The sequence below is a fragment of the Rheinheimera texasensis DSM 17496 genome (assembly GCF_000711985.1).
GTDB classification, from domain to species: domain Bacteria; phylum Pseudomonadota; class Gammaproteobacteria; order Enterobacterales; family Alteromonadaceae; genus Pararheinheimera; species Pararheinheimera texasensis.
The window spans coordinates 697,570-720,690 of record NZ_JONU01000007.1; the positions used below are offsets into that span (position 1 = coordinate 697,570).

The following is a 23,121-nucleotide window of genomic DNA, read 5'->3' on the forward strand; positions in this document are numbered from 1 at the left end:
GTCTCCGTTAAATCCGGCCCATAGCACCAAAGGCGTTTTTATCCTGCGCTTTGGCCAGCGCATCCTGTTTGGTGATAAGCCCGCGGTTGACCAGATTCAACAAACACTGGTCCATCGTCTGCATGCCATGTGAAGCACCGGTTTGAATAACCGAGTACATCTGGGCGATTTTGTCTTCGCGGATAAGGTTACGGATCGCCGGCACACCGGTCATGATTTCATGCGCGGCAATACGACCGCCGCCGATTTTTTTCAGCAGCGTTTGGGAAATAACAGCCCGTAAAGATTCCGACAACATCGACCGCACCATGGCTTTTTCTTCACCCGGGAAAACGTCAATGATCCGGTCGATCGTTTTCGGTGCCGAGGTGGTGTGTAATGTACCAAACACCAGGTGGCCGGTTTCTGCTGCTGTCATCGCTAGTCGAATAGTTTCTAAGTCACGCAATTCACCAACCAGGATCACGTCCGGGTCTTCCCGCAGTGCTGAGCGCAGTGCGTTGGAGAAACTTAAGGTATCGCGGTGAACTTCACGCTGGTTGACCAGGCAAAGTTTGTTGTGGTGCACAAATTCAATCGGGTCTTCAATGGTCAGGATATGTTCATGGCGGCCGGTGTTGATGTAATCGACCATCGCCGCCAGCGTGGTAGATTTACCCGAACCGGTCGGCCCGGTTACCAGCACCAGACCACGCGGATTGTCAGCAATAGTGCGGAATACTTCCGGTGCGCCTAAATCATCCAGGCTTAATACTTCGCTGGGGATGGTACGAAATACCGCCGCCGCACCGCGGTTTTGCACAAAAGCGTTGACCCGGAACCGGGCCAGACCAGGCACTTCAAACGAGAAGTCTGACTCCAGGCGTTCTTCGTATTCTTTGCGCTGCTTATCGGTCATAATATCGTACACCAGCGCATGCACGTCTTTATGCGTCAGCGGTGGAATGTTTAAACGGCGCACGTCGCCGTCAACACGGATCAGCGGTGGCACACCGGCCGATAAGTGTAAGTCCGACGCTTTGTGCTGTACGCTGAACGCCAGTAATTCGGTAATATCCATGACGACATACTCCTGTGTCAGTGAAGAGGCAAATCAGGTTTCGATGCATAACACCATAGCAGAACGCTTACAGACAGCCTACAGGGCACTTGCAGAAATTCAGCCACCAAGCGGCGCGACTGTTCAGTTAATCGCCGTCAGTAAAACCAAGCCAGTCAATGACATAGAACAAGCCTACTTGGCCGGCCAGCGTTTGTTCGGCGAAAACTATGTGCAGGAACTTGCCGCCAAAGCGCAGGCGCTGGCTACCCTGCCCGGTTTGCTTTGGCATTTTATCGGGCCGTTACAATCGAATAAAACCCGCGATGTGGCCATGTACGCCGATGTGGTGCACAGCGTCGACCGGCTTAAGATTGCCGAGCGGCTGTCGGCGCAGCGACCGGCCGGTAAAGCGCCGCTGCAGGTATTATTGCAGGTCAATATCAGCCTGGAAGCCAGTAAATCCGGCGTGTTACCACAAGATGTGCTGCCACTGGCGCGACAGGTCGCCGCACTGCCTAATCTTGAGCTGGCAGGTCTTATGGCCATTCCGGCACCGGCAGTGGATGGCGACAATCAGCAGGCTTTTGCCGCGATGCAGCAGCTGTCACAACAGCTTCAGACCGAATTTCCGCAAGCAAATCAATTGTCGATGGGCATGTCGGACGACTGGCAACAAGCCGTTCTTTTCGGGGCAACTATGATAAGATTAGGCACTGCCATTTTTGGTAGCCGCACTGCACAGGCAGATAACGGCACCGCAACTAACGACACATCAGTATGAATGACAACACAGTAGCCTTTATCGGCGCCGGCAATATGGCGCGCTGCATTATCGGTGGCATGGTGAAAACCGGCTATCCGGCCGCAAATATTATTGCCACCAATCCGAGTACTCCCAAACTCGAGGCGCTTGCCGCCGATTTTGGCATTGAAGTGACGCAGGACAATTTACTGGCGGTAACCAAAGCGGACGTTATAGTCCTTGCGGTCAAGCCGCAGCTGATGGCCGAAGTCTGCACAGCCCTTATCGCCGGCGTACCGGACATCGCCGAAAAGCTTTTCGTCACAGTAGCCGCAGGCTTACCGGTCAGCCGCTATGAAGAATGGCTGGGACCGGTTCGTCTGATGCGTACTATGCCCAATACGCCATCGTTAGTCGGGCTTGGTGTCACCGGCATTTTTGCCAGCCGCTGCTCAAATTATGAAAAATCTTTTGTCGACAGCATGTTCAGCGCTACCGGTAAAACCGTCTGGCTGGACAATGAGAGTCAAATCAACGACATCATCGCCGTTACAGGCAGTGCACCGGCTTATTTCTTTTATTTTATGCAGGCGATGGCGCAAAAAGCCGAATTGCTGGGTTTTAGCGCTGAAGAAGCCCGTTTGATGGTGACGCAAACCGCACTGGGTGCTGCCACTATGGCCGCGCAATCGACTTTGAGTTTTGCCGATTTACGCGCACAAGTGACCAGCAGAGGCGGTACCACTCATGAAGCCATTGAAACGATGCGCAATGCAAATTTAGAACTGCTGGTCGCGGATGCGATGCAGGCTGCGATCCGCCGGGCGGAAGAAATGGCCAGAACGCTGTGATCGACGCAATTTTTACCAAACGAGTTTTAACGTCTGACAAGGAACCCGCATGAACAACGCTTTTTATTTTCTGCTGGACACTGTGTTTAACCTGTATCTGATGGTGGTGCTGCTGCGTATCTGGTTACAGGCCAGTCGTGCTGATTTTTATAATCCACTGAGTCAGTTTGTGGTTAAAGCAACCAACCCGCTGCTGATCCCATTAAGACGTGTCATTCCGAGTATAGGCAAGCTGGATACCGGTGCTGTGGTGCTGGCACTTTTAGTCAGTGCGCTGAAAATGCTGCTGATCCAGCTGTTATTGGCCGGTCAGTTTAATCTGCTGGCAATTTTCACCGGCGCATTTGTCACAGCCGTCAAAGAAACTTTCAGCCTGTTGTTCTGGGTGCTGATCATCCGCGCCATCATGAGCTGGTTCTCGCAAGGCCGTAACCCGATGGAACTGGTATTGATGCAACTGACCGAACCATTGTTAGCGCCGGTGCGTAAAGTCATTCCGCCGATGGGTGGCCTGGATTTGTCCGTGTTGATCGTATTGGTTGCGCTGCAATTTCTGCAGATTTTACTGCAGAGCTTTTTTATCGGTCTGCTCTGATTATGACGGCAACGCCGTGGTGCTGGCTTGGCGCTGATTTACAGCTGCAGCTGTATATTCAACCCAAAGCCAGCCGGGATCAGGTCGTAGGTCTGCACTGCGATGCAATCAAAATTGCCATCACAGCGCCACCAGTTGACGGCAAAGCCAATGCCCATGTGCTGAAATTACTGGCGCAGTGGTTTGGGGTAGCAAAAAGCCAGGTTGAACTGCAACGCGGTGAGCTGAGCCGGCATAAGCAGTGGCTGATCCGTGCGCCGGGGCAAATCCCGCCGGCATTTGCGGTACTCGGGTTGGCCCCCAAGGCCTGAAACCAGCGCTTATTTCCCCTCAAGTTATTGATTATTATGAGGAGTCCGTGATGAAACTGTCTGTAATGAAACTCTGGTCCTTTATTTCTCTGCTTTCTGGTCTGTTGCTGAGTTTTGCAGTGACGGCTGAACAAAAACAGCAACTGGGTAACTGGGATGTGCATTACATGCTGATGCCGACCACTCTGCTCGATTCCGAAGTGGCGAAGAATTATCAGCTCAGCCGTAGCCGCAACTATCAGCTGCTGAATATTTCGGTACTCAATAGTAAAGACCAACAGGCGCAGCAGGTCGAATTGACCGGTAGCGCGACTAACCTCGCCGGGCAGCGTCAGCAGCTGACTTTTAAGCCGGTGAAAGAAGGCGCAGCTTTGTATTATCTGGCCGGTGTTGAAGCCCGCTCCGAACAGAAAATGACTATTGAACTGACCATCCGCCAGGGTGAGCAGACACAAGTGTTAAAATTTACCCAGGATGTTTATCCGGAATAGCAGGTTGTTTCATGTTTAAACAGTTAGTCCTCGCCAGCAGTAACGCCGGTAAAGTGGCAGAGCTGCAAAGCCTGTTAGCCGACCAGGGCATCGAAGTGTTACCACAAACCCAGTTTGGCGTGCCGGATGCCGACGAAACCGGGCTCAGTTTTATTGAAAATGCCATTTTAAAAGCCCGTCATGCCGCGAAACTCACCGGCCTGCCGGCTATTGCTGATGACTCCGGTCTTGCTGTGCACGCCCTGGGTGGCGCACCGGGAATTTATTCCGCGCGTTACGCCGCCATGCATAGTGCACTGCAGGATGGCGAGTCAAAAGATGCTGCTAACATCCGGTTTTTATTGAAGCAAATGGCACAGCACGACGACCGCCGGGCCGAATTTCACTGCGTGCTGGCGCTGGTGCAACATGCTGAAGATCCGGTGCCGCTGATAGCGCATGGACGCTGGGCAGGCCTCATCACCCGCGAAGCGCAGGGCTGCGGTGGTTTTGGCTACGACCCGATCTTCTGGTTGCCGGAGCTGCAAAAAACTTCCGCGGAACTATCCAAAGCCGAAAAATCACAGTTAAGCCACCGTGGCCAGGCGCTGCGCCTGCTGCTGCTGGCGCAGCTGCAGGCATGACCGTGTTACAGTTACCGCCGCTGTCGCTCTACATTCATATTCCCTGGTGTGTACAGAAATGTCCGTACTGTGACTTTAATTCGCATGCGGTGAAACAAGGCATTCCGGAAGCCGAATATATTGCTCATTTACTGGCGGATTTAGATCAGGATTTAGCGCTGGTGCAAGGCCGGCCGCTGCATAGTATTTTTATCGGTGGCGGCACGCCCAGCACTTTCAGCGCTGAAGGCATCGCCGCTATCCTCAGTGGTGTACGCGACCGCATTAAGATGCCGGCCGGCACTGAAGTGACGATGGAAGCCAATCCGGGCACTGTCGAAGCCAGTCGTTTTGCCGGTTATGTCGCAGCTGGAGTCACGCGCTTTTCGATTGGCGTGCAAAGTTTTCAGGCCAGCCAGTTACAGGCGCTGGGTCGTATTCACAATCCGGCACAGGCACGGCGCGCCGCTGAACTGGCGACACAGCTTCGCAGCGAAGGCCTGGCGAGTTTTAACCTGGATTTAATGCATGGCCTGCCACAGCAGGATGTCAGCGCTGCCCTCGCCGATTTACAGCAAGCCATCGACTTAGCGCCGCCGCATCTGTCCTGGTATCAGCTGACCATTGAACCTAACACTGCTTTTGCCTCCCGCCCACCGGTGCTGCCAGAAGATGAAGCTTTGTGGGATATCCAGGAGCAAGGCCATGCGCTGTTAACCGCTGCCGGTTATCAGCAATATGAAACCTCGGCCTACAGCAAAGCCGGTTATCAGTGCGCGCATAATCTGAATTACTGGCGGTTTGGTGATTACCTCGGTATTGGCTGTGGCGCGCATGGCAAAATCACTTTGAGCGCTGATGCACAAAACCCGGCAGGCTCTGTCAGACGCACCGTCAAAATCAAACACCCCAAAGGCTATATGGATTTAAGCCGCGGATATCTCGACAGCACCACAGCTGTGGCTGCTGACGACCTGCCCTTTGAGTTTTTTATGAACCGCTTCCGGTTACTGGAAGCCTGCCCCAAAGCGGACTTTACCGCATATACCGGGTTGCCTGTCGAAACGGTCGCGCCGGCGCTTGCCCGCGCTGTGCAGTTAGGTTTAGTTAGCGAAACGCCACAGCACTGGCAAATCACTCCACAAGGGGTGCGCTATCTCAATGAGCTGTTGCAACTGTTTTTATAACACCAGCTGCAGGCTGGTTTGACCGCCAAAATAATGAAAAACAACCCGGGGATATCATGAATTTAAAACTTCAACTGCTGAGCATTGCCATTTCAGCCGCATTGCTGGCCGGCTGTAATAAAGCACCGGAGCTAAGCACCAGTCAACCCGCACCAGCAGCAGCGCAAACAGCGCCGGCTGCAGCTCAAACTGAGTCGGCCAAAGCCAATGCTTTCTTTGAACAGTATTTCAACGAAGCCGCTGCATTAAGCCCGATGGCACTGACCCAGCTTGGCCTCAAACAGGATTACGATAAATGGGACCAGTTGACCGACGAGCAAAACGACAAAGAGCTGGCGCTGACTAAAAAGGCCTTAGCGGATTTAGCGCAGTTTGATGTCAGTAAACTGGATACGCAAACGGCATTAAGTTATCAGCTGTTTAAACAGCAGCTGGAACAGGATATTGCCAACGATAAATGGCGTTATTACAACTATCCGGTCAATCAGATGTTTGGTATGCATGCCGGCGTACCTGCGCTGCTGATCAACCAACACCAGATCGACAATGAAGCCGACGCCAAAGCCTATATCGCCCGCTTAAACGGCATTCCGCAACTGTTTAAACAACTGGAAGCGCAGCTGACCAAGCGTGCTGAACTCGGCATTATTCCACCCAAGTTTGTGTTTCCGCTGGTGATCGAAGCCAGTCAGAACATTATCAAAGGCGCGCCGTTCACTGCGGGTGCTGACAGCACCTTACTGGAAGATTTCCGTAATAAAGTCAACAAGCTGACGCTGGACGAAGCAGCCAAACAACTGCTGATTAAAGAAGCCGAAGTAGCGCTGACCAGCAGCGTGAAACCGGCTTATGACAGTCTGATTGCATATTTAACGGCGCAGGAACAACAAGCCGGTACTGACGACGGCGTCTGGCGTTTTAAAGATGGCGAAGCCTTCTACAACATGGCGCTGGAACGCACTACAACTACAAAAATGACTGCTGAGGAAATTCACCAGCTTGGTCTTAGTGAAGTGGCACGTATTCATGATGAAATGAAAGTCATCATGCAAAAGGTCGGTTTTAAAGGCGATCTGCAGGCGTTTTTTGCCTTTATGCGTGATGACGCCCAGTTCTATTACCCGGACACCGCAGAGGGCAAAGCGGCATATCTCGCTGAAGCAACGCGGCTGATTGACCATATGAAATCGCAGCTCGACAGCCTGTTTTTGGTCAAGCCCAAAGCCGACCTGATTGTCAAAGCTGTGGAGCCATTTCGCGAACAATCGGCTGGTAAAGCCTTTTACCAGCGGCCTTCAATGGATGGCAGCAGACCTGGTATCTATTACGCCAATTTGCATAATATGAAAGACATGCCGAAATATCAAATGGAAGCGCTGGCTTACCATGAAGGTATTCCGGGTCATCATATGCAATTAGCAATAGCGCAGGAGCTTGGCGATCTGCCCAAATTCCGCCGCTTCGGCCGTTACACCGCGTACAGCGAAGGCTGGGGTTTATACACTGAATTACTGCCCAAAGACATCGGTCTGTATCAGGACCCGTACTCCGACTTTGGCCGTTTAGCGATGGAATTGTGGCGCGCCTGCCGGCTGGTAGTCGATACCGGTATTCATGCGAAAAAATGGACCCGCGAACAGGCCATTCAGTATTTAGCTGACAACACGCCAAACGCCCGCACCGAGGCTGAAAATGCCATAGAGCGTTATATCGTGATGCCATCTCAGGCCACAGCCTACAAAATTGGCATGATCAAAATTGTCCAGCTACGCGATAAAGCCAAAGCGGTGCTTGGCGAAAAGTTTGATATCCGCGAATACCATGACGTGGTGCTGAAAAACGGTCCAGTCCCGCTGGATGTACTGGAAGCGCTGGTCGACGCCTACATTAAAGGCAAACAAAGCACTTAACAGTCAGCTACCTGGCTTGATACAGACAACCCCCGGTGCCTACCCGGGGGTTGTTTTTTGTGATATTCCCTATACTTTTCTGCTGGTTCAAAACCGTTGAACTGCTTATGCTGACAGTAATGGACGTTGAAAGGACCCTGCATGTTGATCCTGCATTTATACAACCCGGAAACCAACAGCTGGCACACCGGCGATATCAACACCTTGCAACTGCCACTGCATGGTGACCAAAAGGCCTGGATTGATTTATCTGCGGCAAGTTTCTCTGAACAACAACAAGTGCTGAACCGGTTTCAAATCCATCCGGTGATTGCCGATGACTATTTGCGTGAACGCCACCCGCCAAAACTGGAAGCTTATGACGGCTTTACTTTATTGATTTTACGTGCTTTTGCCGGTGAAAGTTTTCATGAGTATCCGGGCCATGCCCAGCTCAGCCTGCTATTCTCAAATCAGGTACTGTTATTTAAATGCCAGCTGCCAGAGCAAACCGGCCACTATAAAGTACAGCCCTTTGATGTCAGCAAGCCGGTGACCCCGATCAAAGAATGGGTGAAAAGTTATATCCACGCCGTCTCCGCCAGTTATCTGGAAAAACTGATTAATTTTGAAGATGAGCTGGGAGATTTCGAGGATGCCATGCTGACCCATGGCGATGACCATAAAATGAGCCGAATCATGCGGCTTCGTTCGGTATTTCGTAAACTAGACCGTAACCTCGCCTATCAGAAAGAAATGTTTGCTGATTTGCTGACGCCGGACGATGGCGGTATTGGCGTGATGTCACAATTTGAAGCGGTTGAACTGCGTGATTTTTATGAAAAATTTGAACGACTGCACTCGATGACCCAAATGTACTACGACCAGCTCGGTGATTTGGTCAGCAGTTACATGTCGACATCTTCCCATCAAATTAACGAACGGATGAAGTTACTGACCATGGTGTCGACGGTGTTTATCCCGCTGACTTTTATCGTTGGCGTCTACGGCATGAACTTTGACAATATGCCGGAACTGCATATGCCAATGGGGTATTTCTGGACCCTGGCGGGCATGGCATCGGTAGCCCTTGGCATGTTGCTGGCGTTTAAAATCAAACGCTGGTGGTAAAATGGTCAATCAAATGCCGCCGCCTCGAAAAATGCCGTTGAATTGACTATAAAAATGTGACCTTGCTGCGGTATCATCCGCAGCAAATTTTCACTCAGGACCACCAAGTCCTGCCGACAGGGCCCGGATTATGGCTGAAACCCAGCTGCTGGATATCGAAGAGATAGTCCGCGACAGTTTTGACGAGCAGGAAGCCGAACTGCTCGGGGAAAAACTCAGCCAGCTGGAGCCGGAAGAAATCGCCGTGGCGCTCGAAGCTATGCCGCTGGAACAACGGCTAAGCACCTGGCTGGGCCTGCATCCGGACGAACAGATCCACGCTCTGGGTTACATGCGGGAAGACGCCCGCGAAAATATCTTTAAACAGCTACCCGACGCTGCGCTCACCGAGCTGGTGGAGCGGATGGACGTCGACGACCTGATTGAACTGCTCGACGAATTACCCGCCGCGGTGTATCAGGCAGCTTGTTCTAAACTCGACGCCAGCGAAAAACTCTGGCTCGCTACAGCACTGGCCTACACCGATGAACAATGCGGCCGTTACGCCGACCACGACGTACTGACCATCCGCAACAATGCCAAAGTCCGCGATGCGGTACGGATGTTCAAGAAACTCAATGAAGACGCCGAGTATCAGGACTCGCTGATGGTGGTCGATCGCACCGGTCGTTACGTCGGCCAGTTACACGGCACCCGCTTACTGGGCGCGCCGTCGCATTTACCCGTGGTTGAATATATCGACGAAGATGCGCCTGTGGTCGAAGGCGAAATGGATTTAGACACCGGCTCGGATATTGTCGCCCGCTCCGGTTACAGCGCATTGGCAGTGGTCGACGAAGAAAGTAAGTTACTGGGGCGGATCTCAATTGGTGAAGCGCTGGAAAACGTGCGCAGAAGCCTCGAAGGCCAGTTTATGCATACCGCTGGTCTTGATGAAAACGAAGACTTGTTCGCACCGGTGCTCGCGAGCGCAAAAAGCCGCGCCGTCTGGCTTGGCATCAACTTACTTACCGCCTTCCTCGCGGCGTGGACCATTGGTCTGTTTGAAGCCACGCTGCAGCAACAAGTTGCGCTTGCCGTGTTGATGCCGATTGTAGCCAGCATGGGTGGCATCGCGGGCAGTCAGACGCTGACGCTAATTATCCGCGGCCTGGCGCTCGGGCAAATCACCCCACAAACTTATTGGGCGCTGATGCGTAAAGAACTGGGTGTGGGTCTCATCAATGGCATTTTATGGGCCGTGGTGATTTGTGGCGTCACTTATCTGTGGTTTGGCGACTGGATTATCGGCATGGTCATTGCGCTGGCGATTGTGATCAATATTCTGGTTGCGGCCTTCTCCGGCGTGCTGATCCCGGTCTGGCTGGAAAAGGCGCGGATAGACCCGGCGTTATCCGGTTCGGTGATCCTGACCACTGTCACTGACGTGATTGGTTTTTTTGTGTTTTTGGGCCTTGGTTCTTTGTTGCTGTTGCCATAGATTTACTAAAGCGCTGGCCACTTTCCCGCTTCTAAAAAATCCGTCTAGAATCAGGCAATTCCTGAAAAGAATTTGCGAGCTTCGGAGTCCGCATGAAAATTGCTGTGTTATCCCGTAATGCCGAGTTGTACTCCACCCGCCGCCTGGTCGATACCGCCATTGCGCGTGGCCATCAGGTGGAAGTGATAGACCCGACCTTGTGTTACATGAATATCAACCACAATGCCTTATCCATTCACTACCGTGGCGCGGCGCTGGAAGGCTTTGATGCCGTGATCCCGCGCATTGGCGCTTCTATCACCTTTTACGGCAACGCAGTACTACGGCAGTTTGAAATGATGGGCGTGTATTGTCTAAATACGGCCGACGCTATCAGCCGGGCCCGTGACAAACTGAACTCGATGCAACTGCTGGCCCGCGATGGCATTGGCCTGCCGGTGACTGGTTTCGCTGACAAACCCGGCGATATCCCCGACCTGATTGAAATGGTCGGCGGTGCACCATTAGTCATTAAATTACTCGAAGGTACCCAGGGCATTGGCGTGGTGCTGGCTGAGACCCGCACCGCTGCAGAAAGCGTCATCGAAGCGTTTATGGGACTGAATGCCAATATTCTGGTGCAGCAATATATCAGCGAAGCCAAAGGCGCCGACATTCGCTGTTTTGTGGTCGGCAACAAAGTCGTCGCCGCGATGAAACGCCAGGCAAAAGCGGGGGAATTCCGCTCTAATCTGCACCGTGGCGGCACAGCGACTGCCGTAAAACTGACTGCCGCAGAGCGAAAAACCGCGTTGCAGGCCGCCAAATGTATGGGACTGGCGGTGGCCGGCGTCGATATCCTGCAATCCAGTGATGGCCCGGTGGTGATGGAAGTCAACAGTTCTCCAGGGCTTGAGGGTATTGAAGCCGCCACCGCAGTTGACGTTGCCGGTGCAATTCTGGATTATCTGGAACAACAATGGTTAAAACTACGGGGTCGCTGATGTCAGTGCCAACCGATCTTTCCACCACTACAGAGCAACAAAGCGCCCCCCCAGCAGGTGAGAACACCACGAATTCAGCTGACGTCAAACCTACAGCCCCACTGCAGGCTGATTTTGTGCTCGGTAACAGCCAGATAGCACCGGGCCAGCGCATGGTCGTGGATATTCCGTTTGGTAAGCTCTATACCCACACCGAACTCAATATCGGCGCACATGTGATCCACGGCAAAAGGCCGGGTCCGGTCTTGCTCATTACCGCCGCTTTGCATGGCGATGAAATTAACGGTGTGGAGATTTGCCGGCGATTATTACGCCTGCCACGGCTGAATAATCTCAAAGGTACACTGGTAGTCGTCCCTATCGTCAATACCTATGGTTTTGTGCAGCAAAGCCGTTATCTGCCGGATCGGCGTGACCTCAACCGCAGTTTCCCCGGCAGCGAAAAAGGCTCGCTCGGCAGCAGGATGGCCTGGCAATTTACTGACCGAATCCTGAAAAAGTGTACGCATGTCATTGATTTACACACCGGCGCTATTCATCGCAGCAACTATCCACAAGTCCGCGCCACCTCAAAAGACAAAGTATCGCTGAAGATGGCCGAGAGCTTTAATGCACCTATTATTATTAAAGCTGCCAGCCGAGATGGCACGATGCGCGGCACCGCCAATGGCCTTGGTATTCCGATCATTTTGTACGAAGCGGGCGAAGCGCTGCGCTTTGACGAACAGGCGATTAATATTGGCGTGCGTGGCATCGTCAATGTGATGCATAGCCTCGGCATGCTCAGAACTTTAAAACGCCAGCAAAAAACCGGATCGTTATTTTCAAAGAAAAGTAGCTGGATCCGCGCCGAGCATGACGGTATCGCCCGCTATTATCAGCGGCTGGGGCAAATCGTCAATGCCGGCGACGTACTGGCGCATATTTATTCGCCGTATTCAGATTTTGAAGTGGCTGTTCTGGCGCCGTTCAGCGGTATTATTATCGGCCGCAATAACTTACCGCTGGTTAACGAAGGTGAGGCTTTGTTTCATATTGCCGAAGTCAGCGAGCTGGCAGAAGCAGAGAAAACACTGGATGCAATTAGTGATGAAGTGGATAACGCGATGCCAGCGGCATTAGGTAATGATTACAGTGTGGTGTAGTTTATTTAGCGATCACTACGTCGTAAGCGGCAAGTCCCGGCACCCGTTGCTGCAGTTCTGTTTCAATCTGGTCGATTTCAACCAGCCGGTTACAGAATAATAGAGACTTAGCTTCCAGCTCTTCGGCTTTGGCATCAAGGCCGAGGTTAATTTTATCGACCAGTTGCTCAACCGGCTGCCAATCACGGCTGTCGTTCAGTTCAAAATTGTCGTCAGTTTGTTGCAGTGCTTCGCGCAAAGCCTGCCAGACTGCACCAACAGTGTTTTTTGCCAGTAAATTTAAATTGTCTTTCAGCTCGCCGTGCAAAAAAGCATCCATTTCATTGAGGCTTTGTGGTGCCAGATAAAAGTGCTCACCGCTGCGGACAAAACGCGACATGATTTGATAAGTTGTTTCGCGCACCAGCGCCTGCCACTCTTCCTGCTGGGCTTTGCTGCCAACACCGACCAGCATACTTTCAATTGCCTGCAGGCCAAGTTCCATACTGTCGACAGCGATACCAACAACCTGTGGGACAAACTTGCGTAAGCCGTGACTGTATTTTTGTAAAATCACAATGTCTTCGACAGACAGAGTCTGAAGCTCTCCTTGAATGAAAAGCTGCTGGTCATTATTGATTTGATATTGGGTACGATCGGCGGTCTGGATCCGAATTTGATCCGGCGATATCAAAATACCGTGCCGAAACGCCATTTTGCATTCACTGGCGACAGCGAACATCGGCAAACAACAGAATAAAATAATCGCAGCTAATTTCATGGCGTGATCCGCAACGGCAATGGCGATAATTTTATCAGCAAGCGAAGATCAATGCTGTGGCCAAAGTCGCAGAACTGTGGGGATTGGTCGGTTTTATCAGCTGACCCATGGGTCTATCGCCAGCCGGTTGTCCTGCAATAAAATCTTGCTCGGGCCATGTTCACGTTTGACCGGTAACACCTCAGTCCCGAGCCGAAACTCAACACCGGCGTACATTTCCTGTTTCACCAACACCAGCACTTCAGCCATTTTGCTCAGCCGGTCGACCTCGAGCAGCTTCACATCTTCAATCAGCGCCAGTGCAATGGCTTTTTGCGCTTCGAAATCATCAACCAGATATTTCATCTGCTCCAGCGCGGCGGCGGAGCGCTCCTGCTGCTTCATCTGCTCCAGGGTTTGGCGTATCTGCTCCATTTCCTGTTTCACCATCGCTATGTTTTGTTTCAGCGCCTGCTGCTTTTCCAAAATAGGATCAATACGGCGATTCAGATTGATTTGCAGCGAACTTTCTGACAACGACCCCAGCACCCCCGCTTTCAGGCCGAAATCCAGATAGAACCGGCCACCAACGATTTTACCGTTTAATTTATCTTCAGCGCCGGCAATGACACTGCGCGCTGTAACATCACAATGGTTAATTTGTTTGACGGCGATAAAATCACCCTGACATTCGACACGGGCATATTGTGCCAATGCGCAGCGAATACTACCGACCGCCCGCACCACAGTACTAAAGTTTTCCAGGTTGGGTTCCTGTGCCGAAAACTGATGGCCGATGATAGCGCCACCAATTTGCACATCGCCACCCGATTCAATCAAAGCACCTTCAGCAACCCCTTTGATAAAGATATTGCCGCCGGCAATTACTTTCATGCTCTCTGTGACGTCACCATTAACGATAACCGCGCCTTTAAACTGCACGTGACCTGTGCTCAGATCAACTTTTTTCACGGCGTAGACTTCATCAACCGCAGCACCGGCTTCCATCACTCGCGGCATGCCGTCCCGGCTGGCGATTAACAAATCCGGATCGACGGGGCTGATTTCGGTGCCTTCACCCGGCTTCAACTCTACCTGCTGACCATGCGGGGCCAACGTGATATCACCGCGCACTGAGACACCATCAACGCCCTTGGTTGGTGGCAAACGGCGGATCACGGCGTCGCCGTTTTGCACTGAAGGGATAACACCAAAATCACGTAAATCAACTTTAGACTCGCTGACCTGCAAAGGCCGGTTTGGCCGGACATTTAAACCTTCAACTAAGGCTTCAAAACGGGCATTTTGTCCTGGTTGCATTAGCCGGCCAATCGCAATGACTTGTGACGATTTGCTACCGGGTTCAGCCCGGCTGGCCGTGCCGACAAGCTGTACTATTGCTTCTTTTTGAAATCCAAAACTGACGCCCTGCTCCTGAGCGGATTTCACCAGCTCATTGGCAGACACCGGCGCGCCGCCCCAGGCTGCAATGATTTCAGCCACCGCAGACATGCCATCAGCCGCTATCTGGATTGAAACCACAGCATCTTTGCGCTGAGCAATTTTACGGCGAATGACGACGCCTTCCTGCAGTTTGTTTAATTTGATATCGCTTTGCAGTGCCTGATAATCGCTCAGCAACTGGTTGATTTGTTCAGTGAGGATAAAACAGCGGCCGTAGCCTGCTTCTTGTAAAGCATCGCCTACGGCCTGAGCGGTCAGTTCATTTAATCCGACAGCAATTTTGACTTCAATGAAATCTTGATCTTTGCCGAATTGCATAACGACTTTATTCACGACAACATCACTTCAGGCAAACGGACATTGACGTTAATGAAACAAAAATCCGCCCTGAAAGCAAGTAAATGTGCGTTTGGGACTGTGAAAAGCAGTTTTAGATATAGTTTTCCTGATGCACCCGGATAAACAAATCTGTACCAACTTTGCTGTAATCTATTTTGTATTCTTTATTGTTTAAGGCCTGCACAAACAATAATGTTTTTGATTCGCCGAACACGTCTGAACTGCCGATATCAACTAGTTCCATATACCGCTCCTTGGCTTCAACCCGGTTTGCCGGTACAGGTTCATCAAACTTTTTCACGCCGGTGCGCGACACTATAACTACCGGATCGTTATCACCATTGATAATGACCAGATCAAGTTTTTTCTGTTTGTGAATAATTGTATTGCGGCCACTGACCAGAAAAGGTCTTTCGTATGTACTCATCTGCGGATTCACCAAATCAGCTGGGGGGACTTTTTTGCATTATGAACCAGCGGTTTCAGTGTGTCTAGCCGTTGTTTTGTTGGGTAAAATTCAACCGTTGGCGGTTAATCTGCCGGCTGAACTCCTGCGCTGAGCAATCTTTGAAGTCGGCCGGGATCAGTAAGTCAACCTGCAGCAATTGCCGCAAATTTGCCATGCGCTGGCCGAACATGGCTTGGACGCCTTTGTAAAAACGCTGCGGCGTACGAAATTCTGTGGCATCCGCCAGATAGTCGCCGGCGCAGCGTCCGGTCGGACAGGCGCCCCCTGCTGCGGCAATGAGCACAGCACGTTGTTCAATTAACAAACGCACCGCCAGTCGCAGCGGGATGGTTTCGAGCAGCGCATCGTAGCTGTGCAGACGCACGCCAACCCAGGCCAGCTCCCGGCCTTGCAGTTCAAGCTGCTGTACATACGCAATCTGCTGCCAGGGTAAACGCCAGCTGCCTCTGGGATGATGGTAAATCAGCGCCTCATCGGTAGCCTCAACTAAAACCACCGGCGACGATAATTTTTTGATGCCAACAAAAGCCGCAACAGTTGTCAGCAAAAACCACAGCACCCAGGCCTGTGAACTGGCTAAATCTGCGCGAACCGCCAGCAGCAACATGCCCAGCAAAAACATCAGGGCTGCGCTTAGAAACAACACTGCGCCGCCACGGGCAGACGCCGAATAAAACTGGTTTGCCATTAAATTGATTTCAGATAGAAATACATCAATATGCTCATCAGAATGGTCCAGATCAGGTAAAACCGAATCATTCTGCACCTTTCACATTTTTTTTCTGTCATCTGCTGCCTCTGCCCAAATGATACGACCAATCTACCTTGTGCTGCGATAATACCGACATCCATTCTGACATCGATTCCCTACAATACATCAGGTTTTACTGAATGACACCGTTCGGAGTTTTGACATTGAATAAACATTCCCGCCTGATTTGGATCCTGCTGTTACTGTTAGCTTGCTTTTTGCTTTATCTGTTCTGGGACAGCAGCGCACCGGAGCAACAAAACCGCAGAGCCGACAGCAATATTTTCGTCACCACCAGTCAGGTACAAAGTGCACAAATTACCCGCAATGTGGATGCTTTAGGCACAGCACTGGCTTATGACTCGGCACGTATCGTCAATGCCAGCAGTGATTATCTGATTGAACTGAATATCCGCGAAGGGCAACCGGTGAAAAAAGGCGATTTGATTGCCCGCTTCAACGACACCGAAGAGCGTGCCCGCATCGCCGAACTCAAAGCGCTGATGACGGAACAAAACCGCCAGCTGGCCCGGCTGAAAAACTTAACCCGTACTCAGGCTAGCGCGCAGTCATTGCTTGACGAGCAGCAGGCCAAAGTAAATGCCACGCAGGCCCAGCTGGATGCACTGGAAGCACGGCTCAGCGAGCTGGTGATCCACGCGCCATTTGATGGCGTGTTAGGCTTGCGTCAAGTCAGTAACGGCGCTTATCTGGCCAGTGGTACTGAACTGACGACGCTGGATGACATCAGCAAAATCCGCGTTGAATTTAATGTCGCTGAGCGTTACCTGGCGGCTTTGCAAACTGATATGCCAATCAGCGCAGACAACATTGCTTATGCCGGCCACTTGTTTCACGGCAAAGTCAAAGCGATAGACCCGCGGATTGACCCGGTCACCCGCTCGGTCAAAGTACATGCGGTCATCGACAACGCCGATTTAAAATTAAGGCCCGGCATGCTGCTGAACGTGCATGTTGAACTGGCAAAAACCGCCGTGGTGCAAATCCCGGAAAAAGCCGTGATGCCGCTGCAAAGTAAACATTATGTCTTTGTGGTGGAAGCCGGCGATAAAGTACGTCAGGTTGAAATTACTCCGGGCCAGCGTTTGCCAGGTTTAGTCGAGGTGGTCTCTGGCCTCAAAGCCGGTGATGAAATTGTCACGCAAGGCAGCCAGAAACTTCGCACTGGCGTCGTGATCACCAGAGCGGAGCAATAACAGATGCTGCTGTCTGATCTGTCGGTCAAACGACCAGTCTTTGCCACCGTAATTAATCTGGTACTGGTGATTTTTGGTATCGTCTGTTTCAGCATGTTGCCACTGCGGGAATATCCGGACATCGATTCACCGGTGGTGACCATCAGCACCGATTATCCCGGTGCTTCGGCCGAAATTGTCGAATCGAAAATTACCCAGCCGCTGGAGGATTTAATCAGCGGCGTGGAAGGCATTATTAATATCAGTTCCAGCAGCCGCGTTGGCCGCTCGAACGTCATTATTGAATTTAACGTCAACAGAGATATCGACGCCGCCGCCAACGACGTACGCGAACGCGTGTCACGGATGATGGAAAGATTGCCGGATCAGGCGCGCCCGCCACAGGTGGTGAAAGCCAACGGCGATGACGACACCATTGCCTGGTTTTTACTCAACAGCGATACCATGACCAACCTGGAACTGACCGATTACGCCAACCGCTATATTGTTGAGCGGTTTTCGGTGGTCGACGGTGTGGCACGGCTGCAAATTGGCGGTGAACGTAAATATGCGATGCGCATCTGGCTAAATAAAGACGCCATGGCGTCGCGCAATGTCACAGTCGCTGATATTGAAAACGTGCTGCGCAACGAAAACGTCGAATTGCCGGCAGGCAATGTGAAATCCAATGACCGCGATTTTATCGTCCGCGTTATTCGTACTTATAAAACCCAGGATGACTACCGCCGGCTGGTGGTGAAAAAAGGCGACAATAATTATCTGGTCAGACTGGGTGAAATTGCTGATGTCACTTTAGCATCAGAAAACGAAGAAAGTGAATTCAGAAGTGACGGCAAAAACGTGCTGGGGATTGGCATTATCAAGCAGTCCAAAGCCAATACACTCGATGTGGTGCGCAATGTCCGCGCCGAAGTCGACCGCATCTCCGCCAGTCTGCCGCAGGGCACCACTATAGTACCGGGTTATGATTCCTCGTTATTTATTGCCGAATCAATCCATGAGGTTTATGTCACCCTTGGCATCGCCATGGTGCTGGTGGTGCTGGTGATCTTTGCCTTTTTGGGCAGTGTGCGCGCCACTTTTATTCCGGCCATTACAGTGCCTGTAGCGCTGATTGCTGCCGTCACCGTGCTGTATGCACTGGATTTTTCCATCAACTTACTAACCTTGCTGGCGATGGTGCTGGCGATAGGTTTAGTGGTCGATGACTCGATTGTCGTGCTGGAAAATATCTACCGCCGGATTGAACGTGGTCAGCCACCGTTGTTGGCCGCTTATCATGGCAGCCGGGAAGTCGGTTTTGCCGTGATCGCGACCACATTGGTATTGATAGCGGTTTTTGTACCGCTGGTGTTTATGCAGGGTGATTTAGGCAAGCTCTTTACCGAATTTGCTCTGGCGGTTGCGGCCGCGGTGGCGTTTTCAGCTATTGCGGCGCTGACTTTGTCGCCAATGCTCTGTAGCAAAATGCTCAAAGTACAGCCGGAAAAACGTGGTTTCAGCTTGTTTGTGCATAATGTGATGGAAAAAGTCGAGGCCGCTTACCTGCGCCAACTGCAGATGGTGACGACTGTACGCTGGCCAAGCTGGTTACTGCTGTTGTGTTGCATGGCAATCAGCGTATTTCTGGTATTTAAACTGCCGTCGGAATTATCGCCACAGGAAGACCGCGGTACCTTTTTTGTCATGATGAGCCCGGCCGAAGGCGCCAGCTATAAATCCAATCAGCAAAATATGCGGCTGATTGAAGATATCCTGCTGCCCTACTATGAAAAAGGTGAACTGAACCGTTTGTTAATCCGGGTGCCCGGTTTTGGCAACAGCGGCGGTATGGCGATTGTCGGCAGTGAAAACTGGCACAACGGCCAGCGCCGCACGCCAGAACTGATGCAGGAGATAGGTCAGAAGCTTAATAACCTGTCCGATGTGCGCGCCTTTACCAATATGCGCAGTGGCTTAACTGCAGGCCGTGGCGGCGGTGGTGGCGGCCGGCCGGTACAGTTTGTTATTCAGGGCAATACCTACGAAGAATTAGCAAAATGGCGCGATATCGTGCTGGCTAAGGCGCGGGAAAACCCAAATCTACAGATGCTAGACCACGATTACAAAGAGACAGTACCGCAAATTCTGGTGGAAATTAACACAGAACGGGCGGCTGATCTGGGTATTTCAGTCGGTGTCGTCGGTCGGGCTTTAGAGGCGATGCTGGGGGGCCGACGGGTCACGACATTCCTCGACCGCGGCAAAGAATATGATTTAATTCTCGAAGGCGCGGATACAGATTTCAGCGATCCGACCAGTATCACCGGTGTTTATGTCCGCTCCAGCGGTTCCAATCAGCTTATTCCGCTAGATAACCTGGTGACGTTAAAAGAAGAAGCCACCTCGTCAACGTTAAACCGTTATAACCGGATGAGGGCTATCACTATCATGGCCAATCTGGCTCCGGGTTATAGCCTGGGTGAAGCGCTGGAATATCTCGAAGGCGTGGTTCGCACTGAGATCAAAGATGTCGGCGGTATCGACTACAAAGGCGAGTCGCTGATGTATAAAAACAGCGGCGAATCAACGCTGCTGATTTTCGCGCTGGCGCTTATCATCACCTATCTGGTGCTGGCGGCGCAGTTTGAAAGCTTTATCCATCCTTTTGTCATTATGCTGACGGTGCCGCTTGGTATGGCCGGCGCGCTTGGCGGGCTTTATCTGGCTGGCATGACGCTCAATATCTACAGTCAGATTGGCCTGGTGATGATTATTGGTCTGGTGGCGAAAAACGGCATTCTGATTGTTGAATTTGCCAATCAACTGCGTGACACCGGCGTTGAATTCACCAGCGCTATCCATCAGGCGGCCGTGCAGCGCTTACGGCCTATTACCATGACAGCCTTTACTACGGTGATGAGCAGTATTCCGCTGATTATCACCTCAGGCCCTGGCTCTGAAAGCCGCATGGTGATTGGTATGGTAATTTGTGCCGGCGTTGGCGTTGCGACACTGCTGACAGTGTATATAGTGCCTGTGGCTTATGTCGCACTGGCGCGTAATACCGGCTCGCCGCAGGATATCGCCAAACAGTTACACAGTCTCGATAACAAAGCAGATCTGTAAACTTGCCGGGGCGCGGCTATGCTGCGCCCCACTTTCTCCTTCCCGCACTTTCTTCACGGTTTGCCCCAATCGCTTTCCGTTCGATAAAACCTGCCTGAGCATTGCCTGGGACCGCCAGCTTCGCTGGGCGGCGCGTTGAATATTTGTTAGTATTCAGCATCCTCCTCGCTACAGACTCCGGACCCGCCGGCAGTTGCGGTGAAAAAACGCATGTCAGATTTGTTGTTGCACTGTGCACAGCTTGAATTACGCCAGCCCGACGGTTTTAAGTTAGGGCCAATGAGCCTGCAGCTCAAATCCGGCAAACTGTACGGCCTGCTGGGCGCTAATGGCGCCGGTAAATCGACGTTATTGCAGTTATTCGCCGGACTAAAAAAGCCTGACAGCGGTCACATCATACTGGCGCAACAAGCGCTGTCGGCTTATACCGCGACAACACGCGCGCGGCATTTAGCCTTTCTCAGCCAACAACAAGCACCGACCGAGATGACAGTGCGCCAGTTGCTGCATTTAGGCCTGTTACCGCATAAAGCGCTGTGGCAGCGTGATAACCAAAATGACCGCGATAACATCAATCGTGTCTTGCGTGATACCGGACTCAGCCAACAAGCCGACACGCTGCTTGGTCGTTTGTCTGGCGGAGAGCAGCAGCGCGCGCATCTGGCCCGCGTGCTGGTACAGCAAGCGCAGTTGTTATTACTCGACGAGCCGGTTAATCATCTTGATATTCGCTTTCAGCACCAGCTACTGGCGACTTTGCGTCGCAGCGGCCTTTGTGTGCTCGCCAGTTTCCACGACATCAATCTGGCCGCGACTTACTGTGATGAACTCATCCTGTTGCAACAAGGCCAGCTGATTGCTGCCGGCACACCACAGCAAGTGCTGCAGCCGGATTTGTTGCAGCAGGTGTTTGGCCGGCCTTGTCTGGTCGACCAAAGCCCTTTTACCGGTAGTTGCCGGGTCACTTTTGCGCCGGAGCCGATATGAACAGTGCCTTCCGGCTTTTTCTCTGGTGTTGCCTGCTAGCCGCCAGCATGCTGGCGGCGCTGCAGATTGGCGCTGTCGATGTGTCACTCCCTTCGCTACTACTTGGGAGCCGCAGCGATGCGCTGCAAGCTGAGATCTTCTGGCAACTGCGGTTGCCGCGGGTGTTGCTGGCCGGGCTTGCCGGCGCGGCTCTGGCTGTTTGTGGCGCATTACTACAGTTGCTGAGTCGCAATGCACTGGCTGATCCTTACCTGTTTGGCGTAGTGTCCGGTGCGGCGCTGGGTGCAACCATCAGCAGTTTATGGTTACCCGCGCTGGCTTTGCCGGTGGCAGCCTTTGCCGGCGCTTTCTTTGCAATTCTGCTGGTGTTGGCTTTGGCGCAGCAGGCAGCCCGACAAGGCATGCAAAATATCAGTACTTTGCTGTTGACCGGTCTTGCCGTGTCGTTTTTTTGCAGCGCCGTCGCGAGCTTGTTGCTGTACCACGCTGACAGCTTTGCCGCCAACCGCATCATGTTCTGGCTGATGGGCAGTTTAAGCCGGGCTGACTGGCCGGCAGTGCAACTGCTTTGTATCACGCTGACGCTGACGCTGGTGCTCTGCGCTTTTGGCCGGCGCCAGCTGACGGCACTGAATTGGTCTGATGATATGGCCAAAAGCTTAGGTGTTGCGGTTCAGCGCTGGCGGCTGGTGCTGCTGTTACTCTGCGCATTGTTAACTGCCGTTGTGGTGGCGTATTGCGGCGGTATTGGTTTTGTTGGCCTGATGATCCCGCATCTGGTCCGGCTGCTGTTCGGCAGTCAGGTGGTCCCGCTGTTGTTTGGCAGTGCCCTTTGTGGCGCCATTTTTCTGATCTGGGTCGACAGTGCTGCCCGTACTGTGCTGGCACCACAAGAACTGCCACTGGGTATCTTAACCGCCTTGTGCGGCAGTATTTTCTTTTTGTTGTTATTAAGTCGCCGGAGTGCCAATGAATTCTGAAACCGAACAGCCTGATGACCAGAGCGGTCACCAAAAACGCCAGCAAAAACTCAAAGCGCAAGTTGATGCACGCATCGCCGCCGCCACCGAGGACAAAGGTTTGTTACTGGTGATCACTGGCAACGGCAAAGGCAAATCGACCGCCGGTTTTGGCATTGTCAGCCGCGCGACCGGCCATGGCCAAAAAGCAGCGGTGGTGCAATTTATCAAAGGTGGCTGGGCCTGTGGCGAGCGCAATTTACTGCAACAGCATGGTGTGCCTTTTGCCGTGATGGCAACCGGTTTTACCTGGGAGACACAAAACCGCGACACCGACCGTGCCGCCGCGCAGCAAGTCTGGGCCGAAGCCCGGCAATTCCTGGCAGACCCAGACATTCAGCTGGTGTTGCTCGATGAGCTGACTTATATGGTCGCATACGATTATCTTGATTTGGACGAAGTGCTGGCAGTGCTCAAAGCCCGCCCATCACAACAACATGTTGTGATCACCGGCCGGGGCTGTCACCGTGCGCTACTAGAACTGGCCGATACCGTCAGCGAAGTACAAAACGTCAAACATGCATTTGATGCCGGCATCCGTGCTCAGCAGGGAGTGGACTGGTGAGGGGTGGACTGGTG

At 52.3% G+C, this 23,121-nt stretch carries 22 protein-coding genes; 17 read left to right on the plus strand and 5 right to left on the minus strand.

Going from position 1 to position 23,121, the window contains the following annotated elements:
* Positions 1-7: 7 nt before the first annotated feature.
* Complete coding sequence (locus tag Q399_RS0103180) at positions 8-1,060, minus strand: type IV pilus twitching motility protein PilT (protein ID WP_031565421.1); 1,053 nt, start codon at positions 1,058-1,060, stop codon at positions 8-10.
* Between Q399_RS0103180 and Q399_RS0103185 the strand changes: the two genes are divergently transcribed.
* From Q399_RS0103185 to Q399_RS0103240, 12 genes are all read left to right on the plus strand, one after another.
* Positions 1,059-1,823, plus strand: coding sequence for a YggS family pyridoxal phosphate-dependent enzyme (locus Q399_RS0103185; protein WP_245612814.1), 765 nt, complete (start codon positions 1,059-1,061; stop codon positions 1,821-1,823). The two genes, Q399_RS0103180 and Q399_RS0103185, sit on opposite strands and share 2 nt — an antisense overlap.
* Positions 1,820-2,635 carry a pyrroline-5-carboxylate reductase gene (proC, locus tag Q399_RS0103190; protein WP_031565425.1) on the plus strand — a complete coding sequence of 272 codons (816 nt, stop codon included), beginning with the start codon at positions 1,820-1,822 and terminating at the stop codon, positions 2,633-2,635. The genes Q399_RS0103185 and proC overlap by 4 nt, the downstream gene beginning before the upstream one ends.
* A gap of 49 nt (positions 2,636-2,684) precedes the next feature.
* On the plus strand, positions 2,685-3,230 hold the full coding sequence (locus Q399_RS0103195) for a YggT family protein (protein ID WP_031565429.1): 546 nt from the start codon (positions 2,685-2,687) through the stop codon (positions 3,228-3,230).
* A 2-nt stretch (positions 3,231-3,232) separates the two neighbouring features.
* Positions 3,233-3,541, plus strand: a complete 309-nt coding sequence (locus Q399_RS0103200) for a DUF167 family protein (RefSeq protein WP_031565432.1) — start codon at positions 3,233-3,235, stop codon at positions 3,539-3,541.
* A gap of 50 nt (positions 3,542-3,591) precedes the next feature.
* Entirely contained in the window at positions 3,592-4,032 is a 441-nt protein-coding gene (locus Q399_RS0103205) for a DUF4426 domain-containing protein (RefSeq protein WP_031565433.1), read from the plus strand.
* Positions 4,033-4,043: 11 nt separating this feature from the next.
* Entirely contained in the window at positions 4,044-4,655 is a 612-nt protein-coding gene (rdgB, locus tag Q399_RS0103210; protein ID WP_031565437.1) for an RdgB/HAM1 family non-canonical purine NTP pyrophosphatase, read from the plus strand.
* The gene (gene hemW, locus Q399_RS0103215) at positions 4,652-5,821 is read left to right on the plus strand and encodes a radical SAM family heme chaperone HemW (RefSeq protein WP_106388947.1); all 1,170 of its coding nucleotides are present in this window, start codon (positions 4,652-4,654) and stop codon (positions 5,819-5,821) included. The genes rdgB and hemW overlap by 4 nt, the downstream gene beginning before the upstream one ends.
* A 56-nt stretch (positions 5,822-5,877) precedes the next feature.
* Entirely contained in the window at positions 5,878-7,731 is a 1,854-nt protein-coding gene (locus Q399_RS0103220; RefSeq protein ID WP_031565442.1) for a DUF885 domain-containing protein, read from the plus strand.
* A gap of 141 nt (positions 7,732-7,872) precedes the next feature.
* Positions 7,873-8,841: a magnesium transporter CorA family protein gene (locus Q399_RS0103225; protein WP_031565444.1), complete on the plus strand. Its 969-nt coding sequence runs from the start codon at positions 7,873-7,875 to the stop codon at positions 8,839-8,841.
* Between the two features lie 130 nt (positions 8,842-8,971).
* On the plus strand, positions 8,972-10,321 hold the full coding sequence (locus Q399_RS0103230) for a magnesium transporter (RefSeq protein WP_031565446.1): 1,350 nt from the start codon (positions 8,972-8,974) through the stop codon (positions 10,319-10,321).
* Between the two features lie 92 nt (positions 10,322-10,413).
* Positions 10,414-11,304: a 30S ribosomal protein S6--L-glutamate ligase gene (rimK, locus tag Q399_RS0103235; RefSeq protein ID WP_031565449.1), complete on the plus strand. Its 891-nt coding sequence runs from the start codon at positions 10,414-10,416 to the stop codon at positions 11,302-11,304.
* A gap of 152 nt (positions 11,305-11,456) precedes the next feature.
* The gene (locus Q399_RS0103240; protein ID WP_051685797.1) at positions 11,457-12,449 is read left to right on the plus strand and encodes a succinylglutamate desuccinylase/aspartoacylase family protein; all 993 of its coding nucleotides are present in this window, start codon (positions 11,457-11,459) and stop codon (positions 12,447-12,449) included.
* 1 nt (position 12,450) lies between these two features.
* Here Q399_RS0103240 and Q399_RS0103245 read toward each other — a convergent pair whose 3' ends face one another.
* From Q399_RS0103245 to Q399_RS21375, 4 genes are all read right to left on the minus strand, one after another.
* A complete protein-coding gene (locus Q399_RS0103245) occupies positions 12,451-13,209 on the minus strand; it encodes a DUF2884 family protein (protein ID WP_211253160.1) in 759 nt (252 codons plus the stop codon).
* 96 nt (positions 13,210-13,305) lie between these two features.
* A complete protein-coding gene (locus Q399_RS0103250) occupies positions 13,306-14,985 on the minus strand; it encodes a DUF342 domain-containing protein (protein ID WP_245612815.1) in 1,680 nt (559 codons plus the stop codon).
* Between the two features lie 97 nt (positions 14,986-15,082).
* The gene (locus Q399_RS0103255) at positions 15,083-15,418 is read right to left on the minus strand and encodes a hypothetical protein (RefSeq protein WP_031565457.1); all 336 of its coding nucleotides are present in this window, start codon (positions 15,416-15,418) and stop codon (positions 15,083-15,085) included.
* Between the two features lie 64 nt (positions 15,419-15,482).
* On the minus strand, positions 15,483-16,148 hold the full coding sequence (locus Q399_RS21375; protein ID WP_157836216.1) for a DUF2982 domain-containing protein: 666 nt from the start codon (positions 16,146-16,148) through the stop codon (positions 15,483-15,485).
* A 227-nt stretch (positions 16,149-16,375) separates the two neighbouring features.
* On the opposite strand from Q399_RS21375, the gene Q399_RS0103265 reads away from it, so the two are divergent.
* The 5 genes from Q399_RS0103265 (at position 16,376) to cobO (ending at position 23,107) form a co-directional block, all read left to right on the plus strand.
* Positions 16,376-17,428, plus strand: a complete 1,053-nt coding sequence (locus Q399_RS0103265; RefSeq protein ID WP_037045684.1) for an efflux RND transporter periplasmic adaptor subunit — start codon at positions 16,376-16,378, stop codon at positions 17,426-17,428.
* A gap of 3 nt (positions 17,429-17,431) precedes the next feature.
* The gene (locus tag Q399_RS0103270; protein WP_031565464.1) at positions 17,432-20,536 is read left to right on the plus strand and encodes an efflux RND transporter permease subunit; all 3,105 of its coding nucleotides are present in this window, start codon (positions 17,432-17,434) and stop codon (positions 20,534-20,536) included.
* A gap of 198 nt (positions 20,537-20,734) precedes the next feature.
* Positions 20,735-21,523, plus strand: a complete 789-nt coding sequence (locus Q399_RS0103275; protein WP_084164061.1) for an ABC transporter ATP-binding protein — start codon at positions 20,735-20,737, stop codon at positions 21,521-21,523.
* Positions 21,520-22,503, plus strand: coding sequence for a FecCD family ABC transporter permease (locus Q399_RS0103280; RefSeq protein WP_031565468.1), 984 nt, complete (start codon positions 21,520-21,522; stop codon positions 22,501-22,503). The genes Q399_RS0103275 and Q399_RS0103280 overlap by 4 nt, the downstream gene beginning before the upstream one ends.
* Positions 22,493-23,107 (plus strand): cob(I)yrinic acid a,c-diamide adenosyltransferase, encoded by a 615-nt coding sequence (gene cobO / locus Q399_RS0103285; protein WP_031565470.1) that lies wholly within the window; start codon positions 22,493-22,495, stop codon positions 23,105-23,107. Before Q399_RS0103280 ends, cobO begins: the two co-directional genes overlap by 11 nt.
* Positions 23,108-23,121 lie beyond the last annotated feature (14 nt).

Excerpts from the sequence above, each read along its gene's own strand:
- Q399_RS0103220 (WP_031565442.1), top strand. The coding sequence starts at position 5,878 with ATGAATTTAAAACTTCAACTGCTGAGCATTGCCATTTCAGCCGCATTG.
- Q399_RS0103245 (WP_211253160.1), bottom strand. The coding sequence starts at position 13,209 with ATGAAATTAGCTGCGATTATTTTATTCTGTTGTTTGCCGATGTTCGCT.
- hemW (WP_106388947.1), top strand. The coding sequence starts at position 4,652 with ATGACCGTGTTACAGTTACCGCCGCTGTCGCTCTACATTCATATTCCC.
- Q399_RS0103280 (WP_031565468.1), top strand. The coding sequence starts at position 21,520 with ATGAACAGTGCCTTCCGGCTTTTTCTCTGGTGTTGCCTGCTAGCCGCC.
- Q399_RS0103180 (WP_031565421.1), bottom strand. The coding sequence starts at position 1,060 with ATGGATATTACCGAATTACTGGCGTTCAGCGTACAGCACAAAGCGTCG.
- Q399_RS0103240 (WP_051685797.1), top strand. The coding sequence starts at position 11,457 with ATGGTCGTGGATATTCCGTTTGGTAAGCTCTATACCCACACCGAACTC.
- Q399_RS0103225 (WP_031565444.1), top strand. The coding sequence starts at position 7,873 with ATGTTGATCCTGCATTTATACAACCCGGAAACCAACAGCTGGCACACC.
- Q399_RS0103185 (WP_245612814.1), top strand. The coding sequence starts at position 1,059 with ATGACGACATACTCCTGTGTCAGTGAAGAGGCAAATCAGGTTTCGATG.
- Q399_RS0103205 (WP_031565433.1), top strand. The coding sequence starts at position 3,592 with ATGAAACTGTCTGTAATGAAACTCTGGTCCTTTATTTCTCTGCTTTCT.
- rimK (WP_031565449.1), top strand. The coding sequence starts at position 10,414 with ATGAAAATTGCTGTGTTATCCCGTAATGCCGAGTTGTACTCCACCCGC.
- Q399_RS0103255 (WP_031565457.1), bottom strand. The coding sequence starts at position 15,418 with ATGAGTACATACGAAAGACCTTTTCTGGTCAGTGGCCGCAATACAATT.
- Q399_RS21375 (WP_157836216.1), bottom strand. The coding sequence starts at position 16,148 with ATGGCAAACCAGTTTTATTCGGCGTCTGCCCGTGGCGGCGCAGTGTTG.
- Q399_RS0103195 (WP_031565429.1), top strand. The coding sequence starts at position 2,685 with ATGAACAACGCTTTTTATTTTCTGCTGGACACTGTGTTTAACCTGTAT.
- Q399_RS0103270 (WP_031565464.1), top strand. The coding sequence starts at position 17,432 with ATGCTGCTGTCTGATCTGTCGGTCAAACGACCAGTCTTTGCCACCGTA.
- Q399_RS0103200 (WP_031565432.1), top strand. The coding sequence starts at position 3,233 with ATGACGGCAACGCCGTGGTGCTGGCTTGGCGCTGATTTACAGCTGCAG.
- rdgB (WP_031565437.1), top strand. The coding sequence starts at position 4,044 with ATGTTTAAACAGTTAGTCCTCGCCAGCAGTAACGCCGGTAAAGTGGCA.
- cobO (WP_031565470.1), top strand. The coding sequence starts at position 22,493 with ATGAATTCTGAAACCGAACAGCCTGATGACCAGAGCGGTCACCAAAAA.
- proC (WP_031565425.1), top strand. The coding sequence starts at position 1,820 with ATGAATGACAACACAGTAGCCTTTATCGGCGCCGGCAATATGGCGCGC.
- Q399_RS0103230 (WP_031565446.1), top strand. The coding sequence starts at position 8,972 with ATGGCTGAAACCCAGCTGCTGGATATCGAAGAGATAGTCCGCGACAGT.